Genomic DNA, 22,332 nt, shown 5'->3' with positions numbered 1-22,332 from the left:
TATAAAGACATTCTTTAAAAAAACTTTGTAATTTATTTTTTAGAAAGAGAAATTTTTAAATTCAATTTTTAATGATTTTTGAGTTAATTTAAAGTGTAAATCCTTGCAATTCTTAATTTTATACTGTACAGTTGCCAAACAAAAGTATGTATTATCTGAAACAAATATGTAAAAACTATTTTTTAACTAGTAAAACAAGGGTGTTTCATTTAATTCCACAATACAAAGATTCTAAATTCACAAGGGTTTTGACTATACTATTTCATCCATAAGTTCAAATTTATGTTGAAATCTAATCGCTATTTACAAATAAGGTATTAAATTTGATATTTTGTAACATTAAGCCAAAATTTACTACCAATTAATATAGTTTTTAGAAATTAATAAAAATACATGACAGATTTATGTGGAAAAATTTTAAACTAAATAAATTTTTACTCTTAATTCCATTAACAAGCCTAATGTTTTGTTTCAACTCGCCGAAGAATGACGACGAAAAGATGCAGACAATAATGGTGAGCGTAAAAAATACACTTTCTTATTTACATTACAGCCCGAAACCTATTAACGACGCATATTCAAAGGATGTTTATAAACATTATTTCGAATTGGTAGATCCTGCAAAAAGATATTTTTTGCAGTCTGATATGGACGAGTTCGGAAAACATGAAACCAAGCTTGATGATTACATTAACATGGGTGATCTGACGTTTTATAAGCTAACAATTGATAGGCTATACCAGAGAGTAGATGAAATAGACAAAATCACCCAAGATATTTTCAGCAAGCCGATTAATCTTGAAGAAGATGAAAGCCTTACCATTGAGCCAAAGCTGAAAAAAGTACCTGCCAACAAACAGGAACAGTACAACGAGTGGAGAAAATTTATCAAATACAATATCCTACAGGAAATTGAATCCATGAACAGTAAAGAAGAGGCTCAGAAAGAGAAAAAAGATTCTGTTCAGAAATATAACTTAAAGGATACTATAAAATATCAGCCTCTTTCTGCTGATCAGAAAATGAAAAAAGCAACAGATGAGGTGAAAGATCTTGTAAAAGAAACCTTTACAAGGTTCAAAAAGAGAAAGAAAATGGATTGGTTTACAGTATATATGAATGCTTATGCTGAAGTTTTCGATCCTCATACCAACTATTATTCTCCAAAAGATAAAGAAGATTTTGATACCAATTTTACAGGAAAAGTAATTGGGATCGGAGCAATTATCCAGGAGAAAAAAGGGAATCTTTACCTGGGAGCTTTAACAATCGGAGCTCCTGCATGGAAGTCCAAGCAGCTTTCCGAAGGAGACAAAATCTTAAAGGTAAAATCCAAGCCGAAAGATGATGCCGTAAATGTTGTAGGAATGCTTTCTGATGAAGCGGTGCGTTTGATCAGAGGTGAAAAAGGAACGCCTGTTACTTTAACAGTTCAGAAAAAGGACGGAACTATTAAAGACGTTACCATGATCCGTGAGGAAGTGGCTATTGAAGATACTTTTGCAAGAAGTATCATAATCAATTCTCCAAACGGTAAAAAGTATGGTTTTATCAATTTACCAAGCTTTAATGCTGATTTTGAAGATGCAAAAGGAAGAAATGCTTCAGACGATATCAAAAATGAAATCATTAAGCTTAAACAGCAAAACATTGAAGGAATCGTTTTAGATTTAAGAAATAACGGGGGTGGCTCTTTGACAGAAGTTGGAGACATCATGGGGCTTTTCATGGAGGCCGGGCCTTACGTTCAGGTAAAAGACGGAAATGGAAAAATCCAGACTTTGAAAAATAAAAATGAAGCTCCGATCTGGACAGGTCCGCTTGTGATCATGCAAAATGAGCTTTCTGCTTCAGCTTCTGAAATTCTTGCCGGCGTAATGCAGGATTATGGAAGAGCAATGGTAATAGGTTCTCCACAGTCTTTCGGGAAGGGAACGGTACAAACTTTTGTTGATCTGAATAGATTTTTAAATACAGAAGATGATTTTGGATCTTTGAAACTGACGATTCAGAAGTTCTACAGAATTACAGGGGAATCCACTCAAAGAAAAGGTATTGTTTCTGATATTCAGATGAAAGATTTCTTTACATATGCTGAAGTCGGGGAAAGATATGATGATTATGCTTTAGCTTGGGATAAGATTCCTTCTACAAATTTTGAAAAACTTAATTATTTCAATATTAAAGCGTTGGAAAAAGCAAGTGCAGACAGAATGGCTAAAAATGAGAATTATCAGCTGATGCTTCAATCTGCTCAATGGAGAGAGCAATTAGGCAAAGAAGAGATGATTACGCTTAATATCAATAAGTTCAATGAACTAACGAAACAGAGAAAAGCACAGATTGAAAAATTTAAATCTTTAACAAAATTTGAAAACGGGCTTCAGTTTACTATGTATCAAAACGAAATTGAAAGAGAGAAAAAAGATGAAGCTTTTAAGAAAAAATCTGAAATCTGGATCAAAAACCTTAAAAAAGATCTTTACCTTCAGGAAGCAATGAACATTATTGCAGACATGAGTATAAAATCTTAAATAGAAATAAAAAACATAAAAACCGTTGCCTGAGGTTCTCGAAGACAACGGTTTTTATGTTTTGGAATATAAATTATTTTATTTCAACACATCCTACTCGTCCGCCTGCATTCCCTGTAGGTTGCGTATGGAAATCATCGGCGGCAGCATGTATGATCATTCCTTTCCCAATAATGTTCTTAGACTCATCTGTACAGCCAAGACACCATTTATTTGTCTTGAATGTCAATATTGCATTTCCGCTCTGATCAGCCACCAGATTACCTATATCTCCCATATGGAAGTGTTCGGCACCCCATTTTCCGTGATCGTCTTTTGCGGGGTTCCAGTGGCCCCCTGTGGAAGTTCCGTCGGCTGCGGAACAGTCACCTTTTTCATGGATATGAACGGCATGAATTCCCGGTGTAAGGTTCGTTACATTAAGTTTCATGATAACTTCATCCCCTTTTTGGGTAAACTTGGCTGTTCCTCCCGTTTGTGTGTTGCTTTTAGACATGACTTGATATGTATTTGTCGTTCCACAGGAAACAGCAAATAATGTACATACGGATAATAATGCTAATTTTATACTTTTCATTTTTAAATGATTTAAAAGTGATTTTATGATAAAATTAAAAAAGTTTTTCCGAAAAGCCCTATAAATGGAACTGTTTTTTAAAGTTAAGTAAAAACTAAGCTACTTTTGCAATAGTAAAGGGAGATTGTAAATTCTCTTCCTCTGGCGGGATGTCAAAAATTCAAAGAATTTTTGACACAGAGTGGTTTAATTATTTCTCGAAAAGTTAAAATTTACCATTCAATCCAAAAAATCAACCGTTCAGCAAAAAAAATTTTATAGCAACAAAAAGGTCATCCTATTTTTGAATCGAAATTAAAAACAATGAAAACAAAATTATTATTCCTTATCTCTTTTTTATCATTTGCCCTAAGCCTCGCCCAGACAAAAATCTCCGGAAGAGTAGTTTATAAAAATAGAGGTGTAGCTGAGGTAAATGTAACATTAAAAGATACTTACGACGGGGCTACAACAGACGTCAACGGGAATTTTTCTTTTGAAACCTCTGAAAAAGGAAACAAGGTACTGACGTTCACCCATCCAAAATATATAGATGTTGAAAAACCAATTGTAATTGAAAGTCAGAAAGTTTCTGTAAACGCCGAATTAAAAGAACAGATCAATGAAATTGATGCGGTGGTCGTTTCCGCAGGATCTATCGAAGCAAGCGATAAAAAAAGGGCTACAACTCTTTTAACACCAATTGATATTTACACTACAGCCGGCGCAGACGGACAAATTTCTTCAGCACTGACTTATCTTCCGGGTGTTCAGAAAGTTGGTGAAACGGAAGGCCTTTTCATTCGTGGAGGCACGGGTACGGAATCTAAAATTTTTATGGATGGAAGCTTAATCAATAATTATTTCTCAAATTCAGTTCCAGGAATTGCCGGGAGAGACCGTTTCAATACTTCTCTTTTCAAAGGAAATGTTTTTTCCAGCGGCGGATATTCTGCACTATACGGGCAAGCCCTTTCCGGAACATTAATGCTGGAAAGTGTTGATCTTCCGGATCAAAGCTCCTATGACTTCGGGGTTTCTCCCATTTTTTTAAATGCAGGATTTCAAAAACTAAGCGACAGTAAAAATTCTTCTTTCGGAGCAAGTTTAGGATATTCAAATTTAAAATTAATGCAGGAAGTTTTTAATTTTAATACCAATTTCAGTGAAGCACCACAAGGTCTTAATGCAGATTTTAACTTTAGAATTAAAACAAAATCCGGCGGATTTTTTAAATATTACGGAATGTATGATTCCAACAGAATGGGCGTGACCGTGAATAGCTTAGACCCTGAAAACGATTTTTCGAGGATTAATTTAAAAGGTAAAAATACATATCATAATTTATCTTTCAAACAAAAATTCGGAAAATACCTGTTGAGCACCGGAGCTTCTTATTCTTACAATTCGTCTGATCTTGATTTTTCAACTCAAAAAGATAATATTGAATCCGGAAATACAAAACTTTTGAATGACGGAAATTATATCAACTTCAAAGCAGTTTTAGAAAGGAAAATAAATAAAATTAGCGCCTTACGGGGCGGTTTTGAACTGAACAGCACAAGCGAAAAACTCAATTTCAACAATTTTGTAGATAAAGATTACAAAGATCTGATTTCTGCAGCCTTTGTAGAGACAGACCTGGGGTTCAGTAATCAGCTATCTGCAAAGATAGGAGTTCGCGCAGAGCATTCATCTTATCTTGGAAAGAGCAACATTGCGCCGCGTATTGCCCTTGCTTACCGCCTTGCCAAAGACTGGACGACTTCATTTGCCTACGGTCTTTTTTATCAGAATCCGGAAAGTAGATACATTAATGGACCGGCCAACCTGGATTTCCAGCAATCACAGCATTATATTTTCCAGGTTCAGAGAGCAACGGACGGAAGAAGCCTCAGACTGGAAGCCTTTTACAAAAAGTATGAAGATTTATTAAAAGTTAAAAATCTTCCTTACGTTGATGGGCAGAATCAATATGTACAAACTGCAGATAATAATAGCGGATATGGCTATGCAAAAGGGCTTGAGCTATTCTGGAGAGACAAAAAAACGTTCGAAAATATTGATTACTGGATCAGCTATTCTTTCCTGGACTCTAAAAGGGATTTTATGAATTATCCAGAAAGCTTAAAACCCAATTTCGCTTCAGAACATACCCTTTCTGCTGTTGCGAAAAGATTTATTCCAAAATGGAAAACAGGTGTAAATCTTTCTTACACCTACGCAAAAGGACGCCCTTATTATGATATTGCAACAAAAGATATCAATGGGGAACAAGCATATTACGTAAGACATGAGGGGAAATTAAAAGATTATAATGCGTTGAATTTCAGTATTAATTATCTTCCGAATTTGGGTAAAAAAGAGGCAAAAGCTTTTACGGTTCTGGTTTTAAGTGTTTCCAATATTTTAGGATCTAAAAATGTGTACGGGTATAATTTTTCAATGGACGGAACGAGAAGTTCTGCAGTTGTTCCGCCGGTAAATACTTTTGTTTTCGTGGGAGCTTTCATCAGTTTTGGAATTGATAAAACACAGAATGCAATCAATAATAATTTATAAAAATCTCAATAAATGGGACTTTTAATAACTTAATTGTATCAATTAAATACATATCTTTGAAAAATATAAAATATAACCTTAAAAAAATAGAAAAAATGAAGAAATATCTATTAAGTTTTGCCTTAGCCTGCATGAGCTTAACAGCTTTCGCACAGTCTGATTATGAAAAAGCAATGACTGAAAATATTGCAAAAATCGAAACCGCCAAAACGCCGGAAGAGTTTACCACTTTGGCAAATAATTTTCATCGAATCGCAGGAAAAGACGAAAACAATTGGTTGCCTTTTTATTATGCTGCATTAGCAAATATACAGAAAGGAAGAGCCTTGATGAGAGACGGAAAAATGCAGGAGCTTGATTTCATTGCAGGACAGGCTCAGAAATATATTGATGCGGCATCTCACGTGGCGCCTACAGATAATGCAGAAATTCACCTTTTAAATAAAATGGCAGCATCTTTGAGAATGATGGTGAATCCTCAGCAAAGATATATGACAGACGGAGCAAAAGCAACTGAAGAAATGAAAAAGGCAGAAACGCTGGATCCAAATAATCCAAGAATAGCTTTGATTAAGGCTGAAGATACCTACTTCACGCCAGAACAATACGGAGGCAGCAAAACTAAGGGAATGGAGCAGTTTAAAGATGCTTTAGCGAAATTTAATTCTTACAAGCCAAAATCTGCATTAGAACCAAACTGGGGAAAAGCAGAAGCAGAATACTTCGTAAATGGAGCTAAAAAATAAATTGAAAATACTTCACCAAGCCTTCCTTCACGGAAGGTTTTTTTATGCAGCTCAGTCAGCAAAAATGACGGTTCGGCGAAAAATTATTTTTAATACTTTTAATATCTGCTAATTTTGAACCAAGAAAAATGTTCATGAAACGCAAAAGCATAATCATATTACTTTGGGTAACGCTGGGAACCACATTGTTCTTCTTTTTATTTTTCAATGATGAAAAGACCTTCAAAAATTTTGGAATCACTTTCCTGATCTGCACCATGTATTCTTTCATTCTCGGTTTTGGGAATATGATTATCAATGATTTTCTCAACAGGAAATTTCCATGGTCGGAAACTACGAGAGTAAGAGCTTTTCTGAGTGTTATTTCCATTATTTTAGGAAATTTTATTCTGGTGTATTTCTGTAATTATATCAATTATGTTCTTATCCAGAAAACAGCAACTGTTGAAGAGTTTTTCTCACAGAAATATGGCTTTACCAATTGGTTTATGATCAATGTAGCCCTTCTTATTTCGGCATTTCTTCATGCCAAAAGCTTTATGGAAGAGCTTAAAAAAACATCCAAAAAAGAAGTAGTAGAGCAAAAATTAATTGCAAAATCAGCGAATGCACAATTTGAAAGCTTAAAAAATCAGCTGGATCCGCATTTTTTGTTTAATTCATTAAATGTTTTAAGCTCGTTAATTGATGAAAATCCACAACAGGCACAGAAGTTTACAGCCTCAATGTCAAAGATTTACAGGTATGTTTTGGAGCAGAAGGATAAAGAGCTGGTCACTGTAGAAGATGAACTGGAGTTTGCAAAAACCTATTGTGAATTATTAAAAACAAGATTTGAAGACAGTGTGGATTTTGTTTTTGATGCGGAAAAAGAAGATTACAGGAGATTTGTGGTTCCACTTTCGTTGCAGCTGCTTCTGGAAAATTGTATCAAGCATAATTTTGCCACATCATCCAAGCCTTTGGTTATCAGGGTTTTTTCTGAAAATGATACACTCTGCATTGAAAATAACGTGCAGGTAAGGGAGCAGATAAAAGAAAGTTCAGGCATCGGTTTGGCGAATATTGTTCAGCGGTATTCATTGCTAACGAAAAGAAATGTATTTATCGAAAAATCGGATGATTATTTTAAAGTAAAGCTTCCGGTGCTTGCAGATAAGCCAAACGTTGTGAGTGAAAAGGGTGAAGATAAAGATAAAGCCTACGAAAGAGCTCAAAAGCGGGTAAAGGAAGTTAAAAGCTTTTACGGAAATCTTATCTCTTACTGTATCGTCATTCCTTTTTTGATTATAATAAATCTTACAACAAATCCTAAAAATATATGGTTCTTTTTTCCAATGCTAGGTTGGGGAATAGGGCTTATTGCCCACGGAATGAGCGTTTTCGCGATTGGCAAAAAATGGGAAGAAAAGAAAATCAGGGAAATTTTAGAAAAACAAAATAAACGATAAAAAAACTAATCACGATGGAAAATATCAGCAAGGATGATATCAGGTATAAAAAAGCGGAAAGAAGAGTGAAAAAAATTAAGAACTTTTATGTCTTTACCTTTATTTATTTCGCAGTAAATATTTTTATTCTTTTCCTGAATTACAGAGAATTAAAACCTAATGAAACTATCTGGCAATTGAAATATTTCTCACTGCCGCTTTTCTGGGGAATAGGGGTAATTGGCTATGCAATGAGCATATTTTTACCTGGCTTTTTATTTGGAAACAGGTGGGAAGAGAAAAAAATTAAAGAGCTGATGGAAAAAGAAAAACAAAATAACGCCAAAGAAAGCGAATAAACCCTTGCTTTTAACACTAAAAAAGTAACAATGAAAACCTTATACATCATATTTACCGTCTCCATGTTTGCCTGGTTTTTAAGTGAATTTCTTTACAAAAACATTTTAAAATCAAATGAAAAAGACAAAAAAGGAAAAGACAAATCCACACTGAATATCCTGTGGATCGCAATTCCGGGGTCTGTTGCGCTGGCTGTAACGGCTTCATACATTACAAAGTTTCCTATTACACAGGAAAACTGGATCTATTACCTGGGTGAAGCCTTTATTCTGATAGGAATTATTGTCAGGCTTATTATTATCAGGTCTTTAGGTAAATATTTTACCGTTGATGTCACGATAAAGCAGGATCATAAAATGAAGAAAGAAGGGTTTTACAGATATATGCGACATCCTTCCTACACGTTTTCTCTGCTTACTTCGCTCGGATTGGGATTGTATCTGAATAATTGGCTGTCATTGATACTGGCCTTTATTCCTCCGTTCATTGCTTTTAGCTATCGAATTAAAATTGAAGAAAAAGCTTTGATCGAGCAGTTTGGGGATGAATATCTGGAATACAGAAGGAAAACCAAGAAACTGATACCATTTGTTTATTAGCAGGAAAGGTGATTACATTATGGAAAACTTTGCATAAAGATTGTAATTCTGCAGAGATGTGGCTTAGATTCCTACGGAACAATAAAAGCCGTTTAAATTCTTTTAATAAAAATAATAATAAAATCCCGATTCTCCGTTGAGTCGGGATTCTTACAATTCAGGTAGCATATTCTACGGTTCGGTGATATAAAATTGATTTGAGGATTGGGTCCGACATACATTTGTATCAACAAAAACAAACAGTTTAATTAAAAAACAAAAAATATGGAAACTACATCATTCAACAAAGAAAACCTGTCTTACGAAAGAGCAACAAAAAGAGTAAAAGAGCTGAAAGGATTTTACGGAAATCTTACTTCATACTGCCTGGTGATTCCTTTTTTAATAGTATTAAATATTCTTACGGATTCTAGTCATTTATGGTTTTTCTGGCCGATGCTGGGTTGGGGAATCGGCCTTGCAGTACATGGGATCAATACTTTCGGGATAGGGAGAGACTGGGAAGAAAGAAAAATCAAAGAATTAATGGAGGAGGAAATAAAAAACACGAAATCACTTTAAAATTTTCTGATTGTCCTTAATATTTTATAATTAAAACTTTTGTGTCCTTAGCTGAGTGAAACGCCTTTGCGAGCCTTAAAAACAAATATTAGTAAAAATTCTTTGCGAGCTTTGCGTTAAAAATAAGCATTATGACAAGCCACAGATAATCAAAAAATTAATAAAAACCTTAAAAATTACTAAGATGAACTACAATCAGGCACAACAAAGGGTAAACGACTTAAAAAAATTCTACAAAAACCTACTTTGGTTCGGAATTGTTTCGCTAATCGTCTTCTTTAATGATATTTTCGACAAAGGAGAATTTGATATCTCTTTATTTGACGGCTCTATCATTTTAACAATTTGGGCTACCGTCTTAACGTTAAAAGCCGTAAAATTATTCATCCTGAATGCTGACTGGGAAAACAAAATCTTACAGCAGGAAATGAGAAAGACAAAAGAACTTATTCAGTTTTAATAGCTGATAACTTTTAAGTATTTTTATTTCAAATTTATAAACGAAAAAATCCGGGGTTCCATGATCAAAACTGTCATTATCGAAGACGAAAAACCTGCTTCAAGGAAATTAGAAAGAATGCTTAGTGAATTTCCTGATGTACAGGTGGTTGCAAAGATAGAATCTGTAGAAGAAGGCATACAATGGTTTTCTGAAAACGAACATCCGCAGCTGATCTTTTCTGATATAGTGCTTGGAGACGGGCTGTCATTCGATATTTTTGAAAAAATTTCTACAAAAGGATTCATTATCTATACAACGGCATTTGATCAATACACTTTAAAAGCTTTTAAGCTGAACAGCATAGATTATCTTTTAAAACCAATTCTTGATGAAGACCTGGCAGGGGCAATCGAAAAATTTAAATCATTCCTTCCTGCAGATAACTCTGTAAGCTCACAGGAAATCAAGCAATTGATCAAGAAAGAGAAAACAACGTTGTCAAGAATTTTAGTTAAAATCGGATATAATCTTAAAATTGTTCAGATCAGGGAGGTCAGCTGTTTTTATAGCGAAAATAAAATTGTTTACCTTCAGACTCATGAGCGGTCATATCCATCAGATTTTACACTGGACGAGCTGGAGGATGTGTTGGATGATAAAAAGTTTTTCCGTGTAAACAGGCAATTTATTATCAATTCAGATTATATTAAAAATATTCATACCTCGCCCAATTATAAGGTAGAATTGCAGTTTCAGCCGCAGGAAGAGATTACGGTAAGCCGCGACCGAGTGAAAGATTTTAAAGAGTGGCTGGTGAGCTGATTTTGAACTACTTCATTGCGTATTTCAAAATTTCATATTTCTTAAAAATATATTAAAAATTGGATGAAATTTACATTAAAATAGAGTTTTTAGTTAAATTGTAATAAATTTTAAAAAAATTTATGCTTTATTTCATTCGTTGATTTTGGCATAATCAAATAAAAAACATCGATTTGTTTTTATTTGCATTATTTAGACCAAACTAAAATTTGTTTTTTAACTAAAATTTTACCGCTTTGCTCTGATTGTCTTGCAAATAAGTTTTGTAAAAGTTATTCGTTTAAGAATTTATATTTGCAAAAAGAAAATACAAATGATGAAAACAACAATGCTGGCAATTTTTTTGTCAGCTTTTTCGTACGCACAGCAAAGCTATTCCATTAATGGCATGGTGAAAGATGAAAGCAGTGGCGAGCCTATTACAGGAGCCATAATCACCATAAAAGAAAACCCTAATATCAGCATTGAAACCAATGGTTATGGTTTTTATACGCTTTCTCTCCCGGAAAATGATTATACACTGGTTATTACTCATCCAAAACACAAAGCCTTAACCAAAACCATCCATCTTGCGGAAACTCTTAAAATAGACTGGGCGCTGGAAAAGGAAAATGAAATCGAAATGGTGGAAATTAAGGGGAAAAAATCTCCTGTTGTTACCAAATCCAAATTAGGGGGTGATGTTTTAGATGTCATGGCAACATCCAAGCTTCCGGTACTTTTCGGGGAAAGGGATATTCTCAAAACATTACAGTTTTTGCCGGGGGTTGTCTCCAATGAAGGAAGTTCCGGGCTGAGTATCAGAGGTGGAAATACGGATCAGAATCTTGTTTTGTTTGATGGGGCACCGGTCTTCAACAATTCACATTTTTTAGGATTCTTCAGTACCTTTAACAGTGATGCATTGAGGGATGTGACTCTTTATAAAAGCAATATTCCGTCACAATTTGGGGGAAGGCTTTCATCTGTTCTTGATATTAAAGGAAAAGAAGGAAACAATCAAAAATTTGGGGTGAACGGAGGCATCGGCCTTATCAGCAGCAGGCTGAGCGTAGAAGGGCCTATCCAGAAAGGGAAGTCGTCATTCATAATTTCCGGAAGGCGGACATACGCGGATCTTTTATATAGATTAATTTCAAAAGAAGAATCTGCTAAAAGTGCAAAGCTGTATTTCTATGATTTGAACGCCAAGTTGAACTTCCAGATCAATGCTAATAACAGTATTCACTTGTCCGGCTATTTAGGAAAGGATATTTTTAAATATGATGAATTTCATAATAATTGGGCAAACGCAGCTTCATCATTACGCTGGAATAGCATCATCAGCAGCAAATTGTTTTCAACCACTTCTTTGATATATAGTAATTACAACTACAATATAGGCGTTGAAAATATCGTTAGTGAAACCGTTGATATTAAACCCAATATTAATAACTTGGTCTTTAAGCAGGATTTTTCGCATTCTATTAATCAGAAACATTCTTTAAACTATGGTATCCAGGCATCTTATTATAATTTTAGCCTGCCGAAAATTTCAGGATCACAAACGGATCTTTTTGTCGATGAAAAAAGATCCATGTGGGAGAATGCCCTTTATATTAATGATGATTTTAAACCTATGGAAGGATTATCTCTTAATTACGGAATCAGGGCGGCCATGTACTCAGCGGGGAAAGATCAGTTAGCCTACGGAGATGCGGGAGAAAAAACATCCCACATTATTTTTGAACCAAGGATAATGATGAATTATGAATTGAATAAAAGTAATCTTATAACCGCTTCCTACAATAGAAGCTCACAGGGAATCACTGCCTTAAGCGCAAATGACGGAAGCTTTACGAATGATATTTGGATCAATCTTAAAAAGCCTATGGTTTCGGATCATTTTGGCTTAGGCTATACTAAAAAGTTTGAAGGAGGCTATGAGATCGGTACCGATGTATTTTACAAAAAGATGTCCAATATAGCAGATTATAAAGAAGGAGTCAAAATCAGCCAGGTTGATGATTTACAGAATAACCTTCTTTTTAATGGTATTGGCAGGGCATATGGTATTGAATTGCTGGCTAAAAAAACAAGCGGCAAACTTACAGGCTGGATTTCTTATACTTTATCTAAATCTGAAAGAAAGATCAACGGAATCAACCAGGGTAACTGGTATAATGCCACACAGGATAAAACGCACAACTTATCTATCGTAGCCAATTATTCTGTAAGCCCGAAATGGACCTTCTCAGGAGCATTTGTATTTGCAACAGGAAATGCAGTAACTTTCCCTGTCGCGAAATATACGATTGATGGAAATACTGCTTTACAATATGGGGCAAGAAATGGAAATAGAATGCCTTCATACAACAGGCTGGATATTAATGCAACCTATGAGCCGCAGAATAATAAAAGGTTCAAGAGCTCATGGTCTTTCGGATTGTATAATATTTATGGAAAATTGAATCCTTATAGTATAGAATTTTCTTCAGATGGTTTTTTCCCTACTGATGTCAAGATATCGAAGTTTGTACTTTTTGCTATTGTACCCAATATAACTTATAACTTTAAATTTTAATAATGATGAAAAATATAATTAAGTATCTAATTACATTTTCACTACTTACACCCTTAACCGGTTGTGAAGAGATAATAGAGCTTCCTCTTGCAGATGAAAGCGGGAAAATTGTAATCGAAGGCGAAGTAGATGATGCTCCGGGGCCTTATTTTATAAGAATAACAAGATCAGCAAAAATCTCAGATTTTATAATTTCTGATTTTCCTGTAGTAGAAAATGCTCAGGTAATCATTAAAGATAATCATGGGCAGACGGAGACTCTAAAATATCAAAACGGATATTATGTGACTAAAATTTTTACCACAAAGCCGGGGGATATATACACTCTTTCAGTAAAAGCAGATGGTATAGAATATGTGGCAACATCTCAAATGCCTAAAAAAGTATATCTGGATGATCTCAGTTATAAAGTGGTTTCGGATCAAAATGCAAATAGGTATTATATTTTACCAGTCTATAATGATCCTGTACAAAAAGGCAATTATTACCTTTTCCGCATGTTCGAAAGACGATATACTAATCATGATACCGCCCTACATAATGATGATATTGGAAACGGGGAGACAAATACTAAATATCTTTACTCACAAAACTTTTTCTTAGGAAAAAATGATACTGTTGATGTAGAAATGCAGTGTATTGATAAGCCAGTGTTTGATTATTTCAAAGCCTTACCTTCGGTAATATTAAATGGTGATCCCAGTGGAGGGGTGCCGCCTGCAAACCCCGTAAGCAATATTAGTAACGGAGCTTTGGGATATTTTTCTGCGCATACTTCTGATGAAAAAACCATTGTTCTTAAATAAATTGCCATAATAGATTATTATTTAAGAGGCTGGCTTCAGCCTCTTTTTATTCTAATTATTTGTAGCTAATTCTGTTAGCCTCTGTGCCTTCAAGCTGTTTTACAATGGATTCCGGGATTTCATCGATGTTGATAGGTGGTTATAAATTACCCGTTTCTTATATCAATACATTTAATTAGGTTTTAAACAGTAATTCTTAAATTAAAATAAAACCCGAAACAAAAACGTTCCGGGTTATATTATTGAGTACTTTTTTCTTTTGATCAGAAATGCATTGTTATGAAATCACACCGCTTCCTAGCAGCTCCTCACCATGATACCACGCGGCAAACTGTCCTTCTGCAATGGCAGATTGCGGATCTGCAAATTCAATATAAAAAGCATCCTCAAACTGATGTAAAACGGCTTTCTGTAAAGGCTGCCTGTATCTGATCCTTGCCATTACGTCCATAGATTCGCCATTTTTTAACCTCATATCATCGCGCACCCAGTGCAATTCTGAATGATCAATTTTTAAAGCCTTTCTGTGCAGCCCCGGGAAGCTGTGCCCTTCTCCTACGAAGAGAATATTATTCTCCATATCTCTGGAAATGATAAAACAGCTTTCTTTATGACCACCGATTCCAAGACCTTTGCTCTGTCCGATCGTGTAGAATTGGGCGCCCTGATGCTTTCCGATGACTTTTCCGTCCGTTTTTTTATAATTGATTTTTTGACTTAAAAATTCAAGCTCCTGCTGTTTTGAAGAAAATGAAGGGATTTCCTGTGAAAAAAGAGGAGAATCTTTAAATATTTCTACAATCTCACCTTCTTTTGGAACCAATTGCTGCTGCAAAAACTGAGGAAGACTTACTTTCCCGATGAAACATAATCCCTGAGAGTCTTTTTTATCAGCCGTTACCAGCCCGATTTCTTTTGCAATTTCTCTTACCTGAGGTTTTGTCAATTCACCAATCGGGAACAACGCTTTAGACAATTGATCCTGGCTTAACTGACACAAGAAATAAGACTGATCCTTATTATTATCCTTTCCCGCTAACAAATGAAAAACTTCTTTTCCACTTTCATCAATCGTTGAATCTACTCTTGCATAATGTCCGGTTGCTACTTTATCTGCACCCAAAGACATCGCTGTCTTCATAAAAACATCGAATTTTACTTCTCTGTTGCACAAAACATCAGGATTCGGAGTTCTTCCTTTTTCGTATTCCTCAAACATATAATCAACAATACGCTCCTTATAAAGGTCGCTCATATCAATCACCTGAAACGGGATTCCCAGTTTTTGGGCAACCATTAAGGCGTCATTACTGTCCTCGATCCAGGGGCATTCATCTTCCAGGGTAACGGAAGCATCATTCCAGTTTCTCATAAACAAAGCCACCACCTCATGGCCCTGCTGCTGAAGCAAATATGCTGTAACACTGGAGTCTACACCTCCTGAGAGGCCTACTACTACTTTCATTGTATTCAATTTTACGAAACTCTTAACGGGAGTTCTTAGTTTGATGCCGCAAAAATACAACTAATAAATTCGTAAAAAAACCATAATTTTAAACATTGATAAAAACAATGTTTATGAGAAAAATTATTATTCCGTTGATGCTGATGATTTCAGTATCAGCATTTTCCCAGGTTTCAATAGGTACAACGCCACAAAATAACAACAGATGGACGTTTGGAGGGGGCATTGGTTTAGGCTTTGGAAACAACAGCTCTTTTAGTTTATCTGCTTCACCAAGGGTAGGGTACAGGCTTACGAATGACCTTGAAGGGGGAGTTGCGGGAAGTATTGCCTGGCAGACTTCAGATTATTATAGCTCCACTATGTTTGGGATAGGACCGTTTTTGAATTATTATATTGCAAGAACGTTTTATGTAAGTGCTAATTATCAGCATTATTTTATCAACTATAAGGACAAATATTACGATTTTAAATCGAATACGGACGAAGATGCATTATATCTTGGAGGCGGCTATATGCAGAGAATTGGAAACAACTCTTACATGCAGCTGGGAATCATGTATAATGTTCTTTGGAAAGAAAATAAAAGTATTTTCTCGAGTGGCTTAGTTCCCAGTATTGGATTTGTTGTGGGGCTTTAAAGTTTATTTCCCACAGATTTCACGGATTTGCTCGGATATTTAAGTTTTAATTTTTTTTAAAAATTTGCAATCTGTGGGAGAAAGGCTTATTTAAAAACAAAAAAGCAGCGGGAATTTTCCCGCTGCTTTTTTAATGATCAAATTATTTTATTTAAGATTGAGAAGATTTTTCAGTTGCAGATTTCTTCGATTTTGAAGATTTTCCAACAAGTCCGTCTTTAGCCTCATTCAGATCAAGAACTACAGTTTCTCCTTCATTCAATTGTTTACTTACAAGCATTTCGGCTAATAAATCTTCAATGTATTTCTGGATTGCTCGTTTCAATGGTCTTGCTCCGAAGTCTTTATCCCACCCTTTTTCAGAAATAAAGTCTTTCGCTTCTTCAGTTAATTCCACTTTATATCCTAGCTTTTCTAATCTGCTGTAAAGCTTATTCAATTCAAGATCGATGATTTTCTTGATATCGTCCTGTACAAGAGAGTTGAAGATGATAATGTCATCAATTCTGTTTAGGAATTCAGGAGCAAATGCTTTTTTCAGTGCATTTTCGATAGTGCTTCTTGCTCTGGTATCGGAAGTCGACTTTTTCGCAGAAGTTCCGAATCCTACACCGTCTCCAAAATCTTTAAGGTCTCTTGTTCCGATGTTTGAAGTAAGGATGATGATCGTATTTCTGAAGTCGATTTTTCTTCCTAAACTGTCTGTAACGTGACCTTCATCCAAGATCTGCAACAAGATGTTGAATACATCCGGGTGAGCTTTTTCAATCTCATCCAAGAGAACCACAGCATAAGGTTTTCTTCTTACGGCTTCTGTTAATTGTCCACCTTCCTCGTATCCAACGTATCCCGGAGGCGCTCCAACCAATCTTGAAACTGCGAATTTCTCCATGTATTCACTCATATCAATTCTGATCAGTGCTTCGTCAGAATCGAATAATTCTCTTGCCATTACTTTTGCCAACTCTGTTTTACCGACACCGGTTGTTCCTAAGAAAATGAAAGTACCAATCGGACGGTTAGGGTCTTTAAGACCCGCTCTATTTCTTTGGATAGCTTTAACGACTTTTTTCACAGCATCTTCCTGACCGATCACTTTTCCGTTTAGCTTTCCATCCATTTGAGCCAGCTTATCAAGCTCATTTTTACCAACTTTTGTTACCGGAACACCACTCATCATAGAAACCACTTCGGCTACATTTTCTTCTGTTACGGTTTCTTTTTTCTCCTTCACGTCTTTGTCCCATTTATCCTGGGCAGAATTCAGCTCCATTTGAAGTCTTTCTTCTTCATCTTTCAATTTTCTAGCTTCAAGATAATCCTGAGCTTTTACAGCCTTTTGTTTCATTTCCTTGATATCTTCGATTTTCTTTTCAAAATCAATGATTTCTGTAGGAACTTTCATGTTTTTAATATAAACACGAGATCCGGCTTCGTCCATCGCATCGATCGCTTTGTCCGGTAGGAAACGGTCTGTAATATATCTTGATGTCAAATTGACACACGCTACAATCGCTTCAGGAGTATAAGTTACATTATGATGCTCTTCATACTTGTCTTTAATTTGATTTAAAATCTGGATCGTTTCGTCAATAGAAGTAGGCTCTACCATTACTTTCTGGAATCTTCTCTCTAAAGCTCCATCTTTTTCGATATACTGACGGTATTCATCCAAGGTTGTGGCCCCAATACATTGGATTTCACCTCTTGCCAAAGCCGGCTTAAACATATTTGAAGCATCTAAACTTCCCGTAGAACTTCCCGCACCAACAATGGTATGGAGCTCATCGATGAATAAGATAACATCTCTGTTTTTCTCCAGCTCTGTCATGATGGCCTTCATTCTTTCCTCAAACTGACCACGGTATTTTGTTCCGGCAACTAAACTTGCCAAATCCAAAGTGATCACACGTTTTCCGTAAAGAACTCTGGAAACTTTTTTCTGTTGAATTCTTAATGCCAAACCTTCCGCAATCGCAGATTTACCAACTCCCGGCTCACCGATAAGGAGAGGGTTGTTTTTCTTTCTACGCGATAAGATCTGAGAAACTCTCTCAATTTCTTTTTCACGACCGATTACTGGGTCCAATTTACCGTCTCTGGCCAAAGAAGTTAAGTCTCTTCCAAAGTTATCCAAAGTTGGAGTTTTACTTTTTGCAGAACCCAAATTTCCTGTAGGCTTTCTCATTTGCTCAAATTCTTCTCTTTCATCGTCATCGTCATATGCACTCATCTGCGGTGCTTGCCCTGAATTTTTAAGCATGGTTTGATACTCTCTTGAAACACCTTCATAATCAATATCGTAAGCTCCTAAAATGTTTGAAGTAGGGTCCTCATATTTGTATAGAATGCCTAAAAGCAGATGAACGGTATTAATCTCATTGCTTTTATATTGTCTGCATTCCAGCTCTGCACGCTTTACGGCATGATCTGCCATCTTCGTGAAAGAAATATTGGTAACCTCCTCAGAAATAGGATTAAGACTTGCTGTATTTAGAGTTTCAATTTTTCTTCTGATTTGTGTTAAGTCCGCATTAAGGTTTTGAAGGATTTCTTTTGCAGAGTTTTCCGTTTTTATAATACCTAAAAGTAGATGTTCTGTATTAAGAAATTCACTTTTCAGCCTTTTCGCTTCGCTTTTGCTTTGTTTGAACACCTGGCTCAAACCTTGTGAAAACTTATAATCCATAATATATCTCATTAGAATAAAAGCAGCATTGCTATTTATCCATTATCTAAATTACAAATATTTTACCAAAAACCAATAAATGACTTTATGGCAGAAAAAATTTTATTATCTTGTTGAAAATGATTAAGTTTGTTTACCCTAAATTTTTCCCATGAATAGTGAAATTACCACTTATATAGGTTATTCTGCCTCTGTCTTTATCGTATTGAGTTTCATACTGAAAGATGTGAAAAAAATTAGGATTGTTAGGATAATTGGCTGTATTTGTTTTGTTATTTACGGTATCTTTAATGGCTTATTTGTTTCATTCAGATCTATTATTAATACTAGATAAGAAAGATTGATGAAGAAAAAAATAATAGTATCTGCCTTTAGTAATCTGTATACCGATCAACGAATTGAAAAGGTATGCAAAACCCTTTTTGACAACGGATATCCTATAGAGCTGATAGGAAATGACTGGGATGGACATGAAAAAATGGAACGTCCTTATCTTTTTTCCAGAATAGGATTGAAGTCAAAAAGTCTAAAGACCGCTTATTTTGAGTTCAATTGGAAATTATATAAAGAATTGAAGAAAAAAGCGGACAAAGATACTATTCTTCATGCCAATGACATAGATGCACTTCTGCCAAATTATCTCATTGCCAAAAAACTGAATATTCCTTTAGTCTTTGACAGTCATGAAATTTTCACGGAAATGCCATCGGTACAAAACAGATTTTCACAGAAGTTCTGGAGAGTGCTCGAAAGAAAGCTGGTTCCTCATGTGAAATTCATGATGACGGAGAGTGAAAGTTATGCAGAGTGGTTCCATGAAAAATACAATGTCAACCCGATTGTTGTAAGAAATATTCCGAGAAAAATACTTTCTGTTCCTGAAATTCCAGACAATCAGCCTAAAATTATTCTGTATCAGGGAGCAATCAATCAATCCCGAGGGATTGAGAAAATGATCGTTGCCATGCATCATATTAAAGATGCTGTTTTGAAAATTGCCGGAGACGGACCTAAGAAAAAAACATATGAAGAGCTTGTTGTTCAGGAAAAACTACAGGATAAAGTCATTTTCCTTGGTAAACTGAAACCGGAAAACCTTAGAGAAATAACCAAGACAGCAGATGTGGGATTCAGTCTTGAAGAAAATAACGGAGTTAGTTATTATTATTCTCTTCCTAATAAAGTTTGCGACTATATTCAGTCCAGAGTACCGCTGGTTATGATTAATTTCCCGGAGATGCAGCGAATAAGAAATCAGTTCAATGTAGGAGAAATAATCACGGATCATCAACCTGAAACGATTGAGAAAGCAATTAATCTTGTTCTTGATAGAGGAAGGCTGTATTATCAGAGTGAATTGAATAAAGCGGCGGATGTATTTTGCTGGGAGAATGAGGAAACAAAAATCCTACAACTTTTTGAAAAAGCATCTCATTAATAAATTTTACAAAATTGGTTATCTTTGCACAAAGAAATTAATTAAAATGACCATTAAAGAAAAACAGCAGGAAATCATTGACGAATTTGCGTTTCTTGAAGATTGGGAGCAGAAGTATGAATATATAATTGATTTGGGGAAAGAATTGAAAGGGCTTTCTGAGGAAAAAAAAACGGATGAAAACCTGATCAAAGGCTGCCAGAGCAAAGTTTGGATCGATGCTGAATTCAAGGATGGAAAATTGTTTTTCAATGCTGATTCTGACGGTATTTTACCGAAAGGAATCGTTTCTCTTTTGGTAAGTATCTACAGTGGTCATTCAACACAGGAAATTCTGGATTCCGACTTCGATTTTATCTCTGAAATCGGGCTGCAGGAATTTCTTTCTCCTTCAAGAGCCAACGGTCTGATGGCCATGACAAAACAAATTAAATTTTACGCAGTTGCTTATCAGTTGAAATCGTAATTGTGACAAGAATTTTAGCATATCGTTTTTCTGCATTCGGTGATGTTGCCATGACAGCGCCCGTTTTCCGTGAGTTTCTGAAACAAAATCCCAGTGTGGAAATCGTAATGGTTTCAAGGAAAAATTTTGAAAGCTTGTTTGCTGATATTCCGAATGTTATATTTAAAGGAGTGAACCTTGATGATTATAAAGGCTTCTTTGGTTTAAACAGACTGGCGAACGAATTGATTAAAGAATTTAATCCAGACCTTGTGGCCAATCTTCATGATGTGATTCGCACGAAAATTTTAGATAAATTTTATAGAAGAAAAGGGCTTAAAGTCTTCAAAATCAATAAAGGAAAAGAAGAGAAAGAGTATTTGACCGATGTATGGAATCTTAATAAAATTCAATTAAAAAAGACCGTTGAGCGCTATGCCGATGTTTTTCGGGAAATGGGTTTTACTGTTGAATTATCACATCAGTTAAGACCGGCTTCAGTCAGCAAGTCAGGAATTGGTTTCGCCCCGTTTGCGCAGCATCGCGGGAAAATGCTTCCATTAGAGAAATCATACGAATTGGCAAGGATTTTATCAAAAAAATATAAGATCTATTTTTTCGGAGGAGGCAAAAACGAAACGGAAACCTTGGAAAAATGGGAAAAAGAGATCCCTAATTCAGAAAGTTTATCAGGAAAATTAAGCCTTACGGAAGAGCTTAGGAAGATTTCAGAATTAGAATTAATGATTTCGATGGATTCTGCTAATATGCACCTTGCAAGTCTGATGGGTACGAGGTGTATTTCCATTTGGGGGCAGACTCATCCATTTGCCGGCTTTTTAGGCTTTGGACAATGTGAGGATGATGTAGTCCAGGTAAAAGATCTTACATGCAGGCCATGCTCTGTTTTTGGAGATAAAGAATGCTATCGTGGTGACTGGGCTTGTCTGGAAGAGCTTGATATTCAGAGGATAGTCGATAAAATTTTGTAAGCTTTTATATACTGTATTGGCATAATATTTTAATATACTTTGAAAAAAGGATTATGAAAACACTTAAAAAAATAGGAGCCTTTATGATAACAGGATTATTTGTAATGTCATGTGCACCTGTTATAAAATCTAATGGTAACAACGGCCTTCCTCCTGGACAGGTAAAAAAGATAAACGGTGAAAAATCGGCAAGGAATTATGCGCCGGGACACCGTAAATAAAATATTGAATGAACCGTAGCAAGCGTTGCAGTTTTTTTAAGAAATAAAAAATCTCCCTTAAAAAAGAGAGATTTCTGTGGGTCCTGAGGGACTTGTACTTTTCAAAAAAAGTCCTGTTCATCAGGTTTATGCTGTTTTCTTGTTTATTGGGTCACCATATAGGTCACTTTTATAAACTGAAGTAAAAGCGTTTGTCATAAGTGGTACAAAGATATAGATTTTTTTGATTATTGCAAATAAATTAGCTTTTTTATATTTCTTTATTGTAAAGCTCGGATTATTAAACTATCATACTCGGTGGTCTCTATGTATTTTTTCTTTTATTAAATGAATCTGCCATAGATCGTAATGATAACTTTGAAAGATGGATATACTAATTTAGCTTCCAGTTAGAGTTAAGCATAAAACCTTAATTTTAACGTATGAAACAAGGGCGAAAAATCTATGATCCAGCTTTTAA

Annotated in this window: 19 protein-coding genes; 16 read left to right on the top strand and 3 right to left on the bottom strand. The window is 35.3% G+C overall.

What is annotated here, in order from left to right; translation table 11 throughout:
• Nucleotides 1-404 precede the first annotated feature (404 nt).
• A complete protein-coding gene (locus tag BW926_RS03520) occupies nt 405-2,534 on the top strand; it encodes a carboxy terminal-processing peptidase (protein WP_076444233.1) in 2,130 nt (709 codons plus the stop codon).
• A gap of 73 nt (nt 2,535-2,607) precedes the next feature.
• Here the strand turns inward: BW926_RS03520 and BW926_RS03515 are convergent, their stop codons facing one another.
• Nucleotides 2,608-3,111, bottom strand: coding sequence for a superoxide dismutase family protein (locus tag BW926_RS03515; RefSeq protein WP_076444231.1), 504 nt, complete (start codon nt 3,109-3,111; stop codon nt 2,608-2,610).
• Nucleotides 3,112-3,414: 303 nt separating this feature from the next.
• On the opposite strand from BW926_RS03515, the gene BW926_RS03510 reads away from it, so the two are divergent.
• From BW926_RS03510 to BW926_RS03465, 10 genes are all read left to right on the top strand, one after another.
• On the top strand, nt 3,415-5,652 hold the full coding sequence (locus BW926_RS03510) for a TonB-dependent receptor (RefSeq protein WP_076444229.1): 2,238 nt from the start codon (nt 3,415-3,417) through the stop codon (nt 5,650-5,652).
• A 95-nt stretch (nt 5,653-5,747) separates the two neighbouring features.
• Nucleotides 5,748-6,398, top strand: coding sequence for a hypothetical protein (locus BW926_RS03505; RefSeq protein WP_076444227.1), 651 nt, complete (start codon nt 5,748-5,750; stop codon nt 6,396-6,398).
• 134 nt (nt 6,399-6,532) lie between these two features.
• Nucleotides 6,533-7,849, top strand: coding sequence for a 2TM domain-containing protein (locus tag BW926_RS03500; protein WP_083672252.1), 1,317 nt, complete (start codon nt 6,533-6,535; stop codon nt 7,847-7,849).
• 14 nt (nt 7,850-7,863) lie between these two features.
• Nucleotides 7,864-8,187 (top strand): 2TM domain-containing protein, encoded by a 324-nt coding sequence (locus BW926_RS03495; protein WP_076444223.1) that lies wholly within the window; start codon nt 7,864-7,866, stop codon nt 8,185-8,187.
• Between the two features lie 30 nt (nt 8,188-8,217).
• On the top strand, nt 8,218-8,787 hold the full coding sequence (locus BW926_RS03490; RefSeq protein WP_076444221.1) for a methyltransferase family protein: 570 nt from the start codon (nt 8,218-8,220) through the stop codon (nt 8,785-8,787).
• A 264-nt stretch (nt 8,788-9,051) separates the two neighbouring features.
• The gene (locus BW926_RS03485) at nt 9,052-9,348 is read left to right on the top strand and encodes a 2TM domain-containing protein (protein ID WP_076444219.1); all 297 of its coding nucleotides are present in this window, start codon (nt 9,052-9,054) and stop codon (nt 9,346-9,348) included.
• Nucleotides 9,349-9,532: 184 nt separating this feature from the next.
• A complete protein-coding gene (locus tag BW926_RS03480) occupies nt 9,533-9,808 on the top strand; it encodes a 2TM domain-containing protein (protein WP_076444217.1) in 276 nt (91 codons plus the stop codon).
• A gap of 60 nt (nt 9,809-9,868) precedes the next feature.
• Complete coding sequence (locus tag BW926_RS03475) at nt 9,869-10,612, top strand: LytR/AlgR family response regulator transcription factor (protein WP_083672251.1); 744 nt, start codon at nt 9,869-9,871, stop codon at nt 10,610-10,612.
• Nucleotides 10,613-10,925: 313 nt separating this feature from the next.
• Nucleotides 10,926-13,175 carry a TonB-dependent receptor gene (locus tag BW926_RS03470; RefSeq protein ID WP_083672250.1) on the top strand — a complete coding sequence of 750 codons (2,250 nt, stop codon included), beginning with the start codon at nt 10,926-10,928 and terminating at the stop codon, nt 13,173-13,175.
• Nucleotides 13,176-13,177: 2 nt separating this feature from the next.
• Entirely contained in the window at nt 13,178-13,981 is an 804-nt protein-coding gene (locus BW926_RS03465; RefSeq protein WP_083672249.1) for a DUF4249 domain-containing protein, read from the top strand.
• 277 nt (nt 13,982-14,258) lie between these two features.
• Here BW926_RS03465 and mnmA read toward each other — a convergent pair whose 3' ends face one another.
• Nucleotides 14,259-15,446 (bottom strand): tRNA 2-thiouridine(34) synthase MnmA, encoded by a 1,188-nt coding sequence (gene mnmA / locus BW926_RS03460; RefSeq protein WP_076444213.1) that lies wholly within the window; start codon nt 15,444-15,446, stop codon nt 14,259-14,261.
• Nucleotides 15,447-15,559: 113 nt separating this feature from the next.
• On the opposite strand from mnmA, the gene BW926_RS03455 reads away from it, so the two are divergent.
• Complete coding sequence (locus tag BW926_RS03455) at nt 15,560-16,087, top strand: hypothetical protein (protein ID WP_083672256.1); 528 nt, start codon at nt 15,560-15,562, stop codon at nt 16,085-16,087.
• A 151-nt stretch (nt 16,088-16,238) separates the two neighbouring features.
• On the opposite strand, the gene BW926_RS03450 is transcribed toward BW926_RS03455, so the two are convergent.
• Complete coding sequence (locus BW926_RS03450) at nt 16,239-18,776, bottom strand: ATP-dependent Clp protease ATP-binding subunit (protein WP_076444209.1); 2,538 nt, start codon at nt 18,774-18,776, stop codon at nt 16,239-16,241.
• A gap of 343 nt (nt 18,777-19,119) precedes the next feature.
• Between BW926_RS03450 and BW926_RS03440 the strand changes: the two genes are divergently transcribed.
• The 4 genes from BW926_RS03440 to BW926_RS14320 are packed head-to-tail and all read left to right on the top strand — an operon-like array spanning nt 19,120 to nt 21,872.
• The gene (locus BW926_RS03440) at nt 19,120-20,214 is read left to right on the top strand and encodes a glycosyltransferase (protein ID WP_076444207.1); all 1,095 of its coding nucleotides are present in this window, start codon (nt 19,120-19,122) and stop codon (nt 20,212-20,214) included.
• A gap of 46 nt (nt 20,215-20,260) precedes the next feature.
• On the top strand, nt 20,261-20,680 hold the full coding sequence (locus BW926_RS03435; RefSeq protein WP_076444205.1) for a SufE family protein: 420 nt from the start codon (nt 20,261-20,263) through the stop codon (nt 20,678-20,680).
• 2 nt (nt 20,681-20,682) lie between these two features.
• Entirely contained in the window at nt 20,683-21,651 is a 969-nt protein-coding gene (locus BW926_RS03430) for a glycosyltransferase family 9 protein (RefSeq protein ID WP_228403386.1), read from the top strand.
• Between the two features lie 53 nt (nt 21,652-21,704).
• Nucleotides 21,705-21,872 (top strand): hypothetical protein, encoded by a 168-nt coding sequence (locus BW926_RS14320; protein ID WP_179077975.1) that lies wholly within the window; start codon nt 21,705-21,707, stop codon nt 21,870-21,872.
• The last annotated feature ends 460 nt before the right edge of the window (nt 21,873-22,332 follow it).

Origin of the sequence: Chryseobacterium sp. RU37D (assembly GCF_900156075.1) — a bacterium.
Classification (GTDB): Bacteria; Bacteroidota; Bacteroidia; order Flavobacteriales; family Weeksellaceae; genus Chryseobacterium.
The sequence above is the reverse complement of the archived record's forward strand: the minus strand, read 5'-3'. Positions and strand labels throughout refer to the sequence as shown.

Coding starts and splice junctions, on each gene's coding strand:
- BW926_RS03500 (WP_083672252.1), top strand. CDS start 6,533: ATGAAACGCAAAAGCATAATCATATTACTTTGGGTAACGCTGGGAACC.
- BW926_RS03505 (WP_076444227.1), top strand. CDS start 5,748: ATGAAGAAATATCTATTAAGTTTTGCCTTAGCCTGCATGAGCTTAACA.
- BW926_RS03520 (WP_076444233.1), top strand. CDS start 405: ATGTGGAAAAATTTTAAACTAAATAAATTTTTACTCTTAATTCCATTA.
- BW926_RS03495 (WP_076444223.1), top strand. CDS start 7,864: ATGGAAAATATCAGCAAGGATGATATCAGGTATAAAAAAGCGGAAAGA.
- BW926_RS03450 (WP_076444209.1), bottom strand. CDS start 18,776: ATGGATTATAAGTTTTCACAAGGTTTGAGCCAGGTGTTCAAACAAAGC.
- BW926_RS03475 (WP_083672251.1), top strand. CDS start 9,869: ATGATCAAAACTGTCATTATCGAAGACGAAAAACCTGCTTCAAGGAAA.
- BW926_RS03455 (WP_083672256.1), top strand. CDS start 15,560: ATGAGAAAAATTATTATTCCGTTGATGCTGATGATTTCAGTATCAGCA.
- BW926_RS03440 (WP_076444207.1), top strand. CDS start 19,120: ATGAAGAAAAAAATAATAGTATCTGCCTTTAGTAATCTGTATACCGAT.
- BW926_RS03435 (WP_076444205.1), top strand. CDS start 20,261: ATGACCATTAAAGAAAAACAGCAGGAAATCATTGACGAATTTGCGTTT.
- BW926_RS03515 (WP_076444231.1), bottom strand. CDS start 3,111: ATGAAAAGTATAAAATTAGCATTATTATCCGTATGTACATTATTTGCT.
- BW926_RS03485 (WP_076444219.1), top strand. CDS start 9,052: ATGGAAACTACATCATTCAACAAAGAAAACCTGTCTTACGAAAGAGCA.
- BW926_RS03510 (WP_076444229.1), top strand. CDS start 3,415: ATGAAAACAAAATTATTATTCCTTATCTCTTTTTTATCATTTGCCCTA.
- BW926_RS03480 (WP_076444217.1), top strand. CDS start 9,533: ATGAACTACAATCAGGCACAACAAAGGGTAAACGACTTAAAAAAATTC.
- mnmA (WP_076444213.1), bottom strand. CDS start 15,446: ATGAAAGTAGTAGTAGGCCTCTCAGGAGGTGTAGACTCCAGTGTTACA.
- BW926_RS03490 (WP_076444221.1), top strand. CDS start 8,218: ATGAAAACCTTATACATCATATTTACCGTCTCCATGTTTGCCTGGTTT.
- BW926_RS03465 (WP_083672249.1), top strand. CDS start 13,178: ATGATGAAAAATATAATTAAGTATCTAATTACATTTTCACTACTTACA.
- BW926_RS03470 (WP_083672250.1), top strand. CDS start 10,926: ATGATGAAAACAACAATGCTGGCAATTTTTTTGTCAGCTTTTTCGTAC.
- BW926_RS14320 (WP_179077975.1), top strand. CDS start 21,705: ATGAAAACACTTAAAAAAATAGGAGCCTTTATGATAACAGGATTATTT.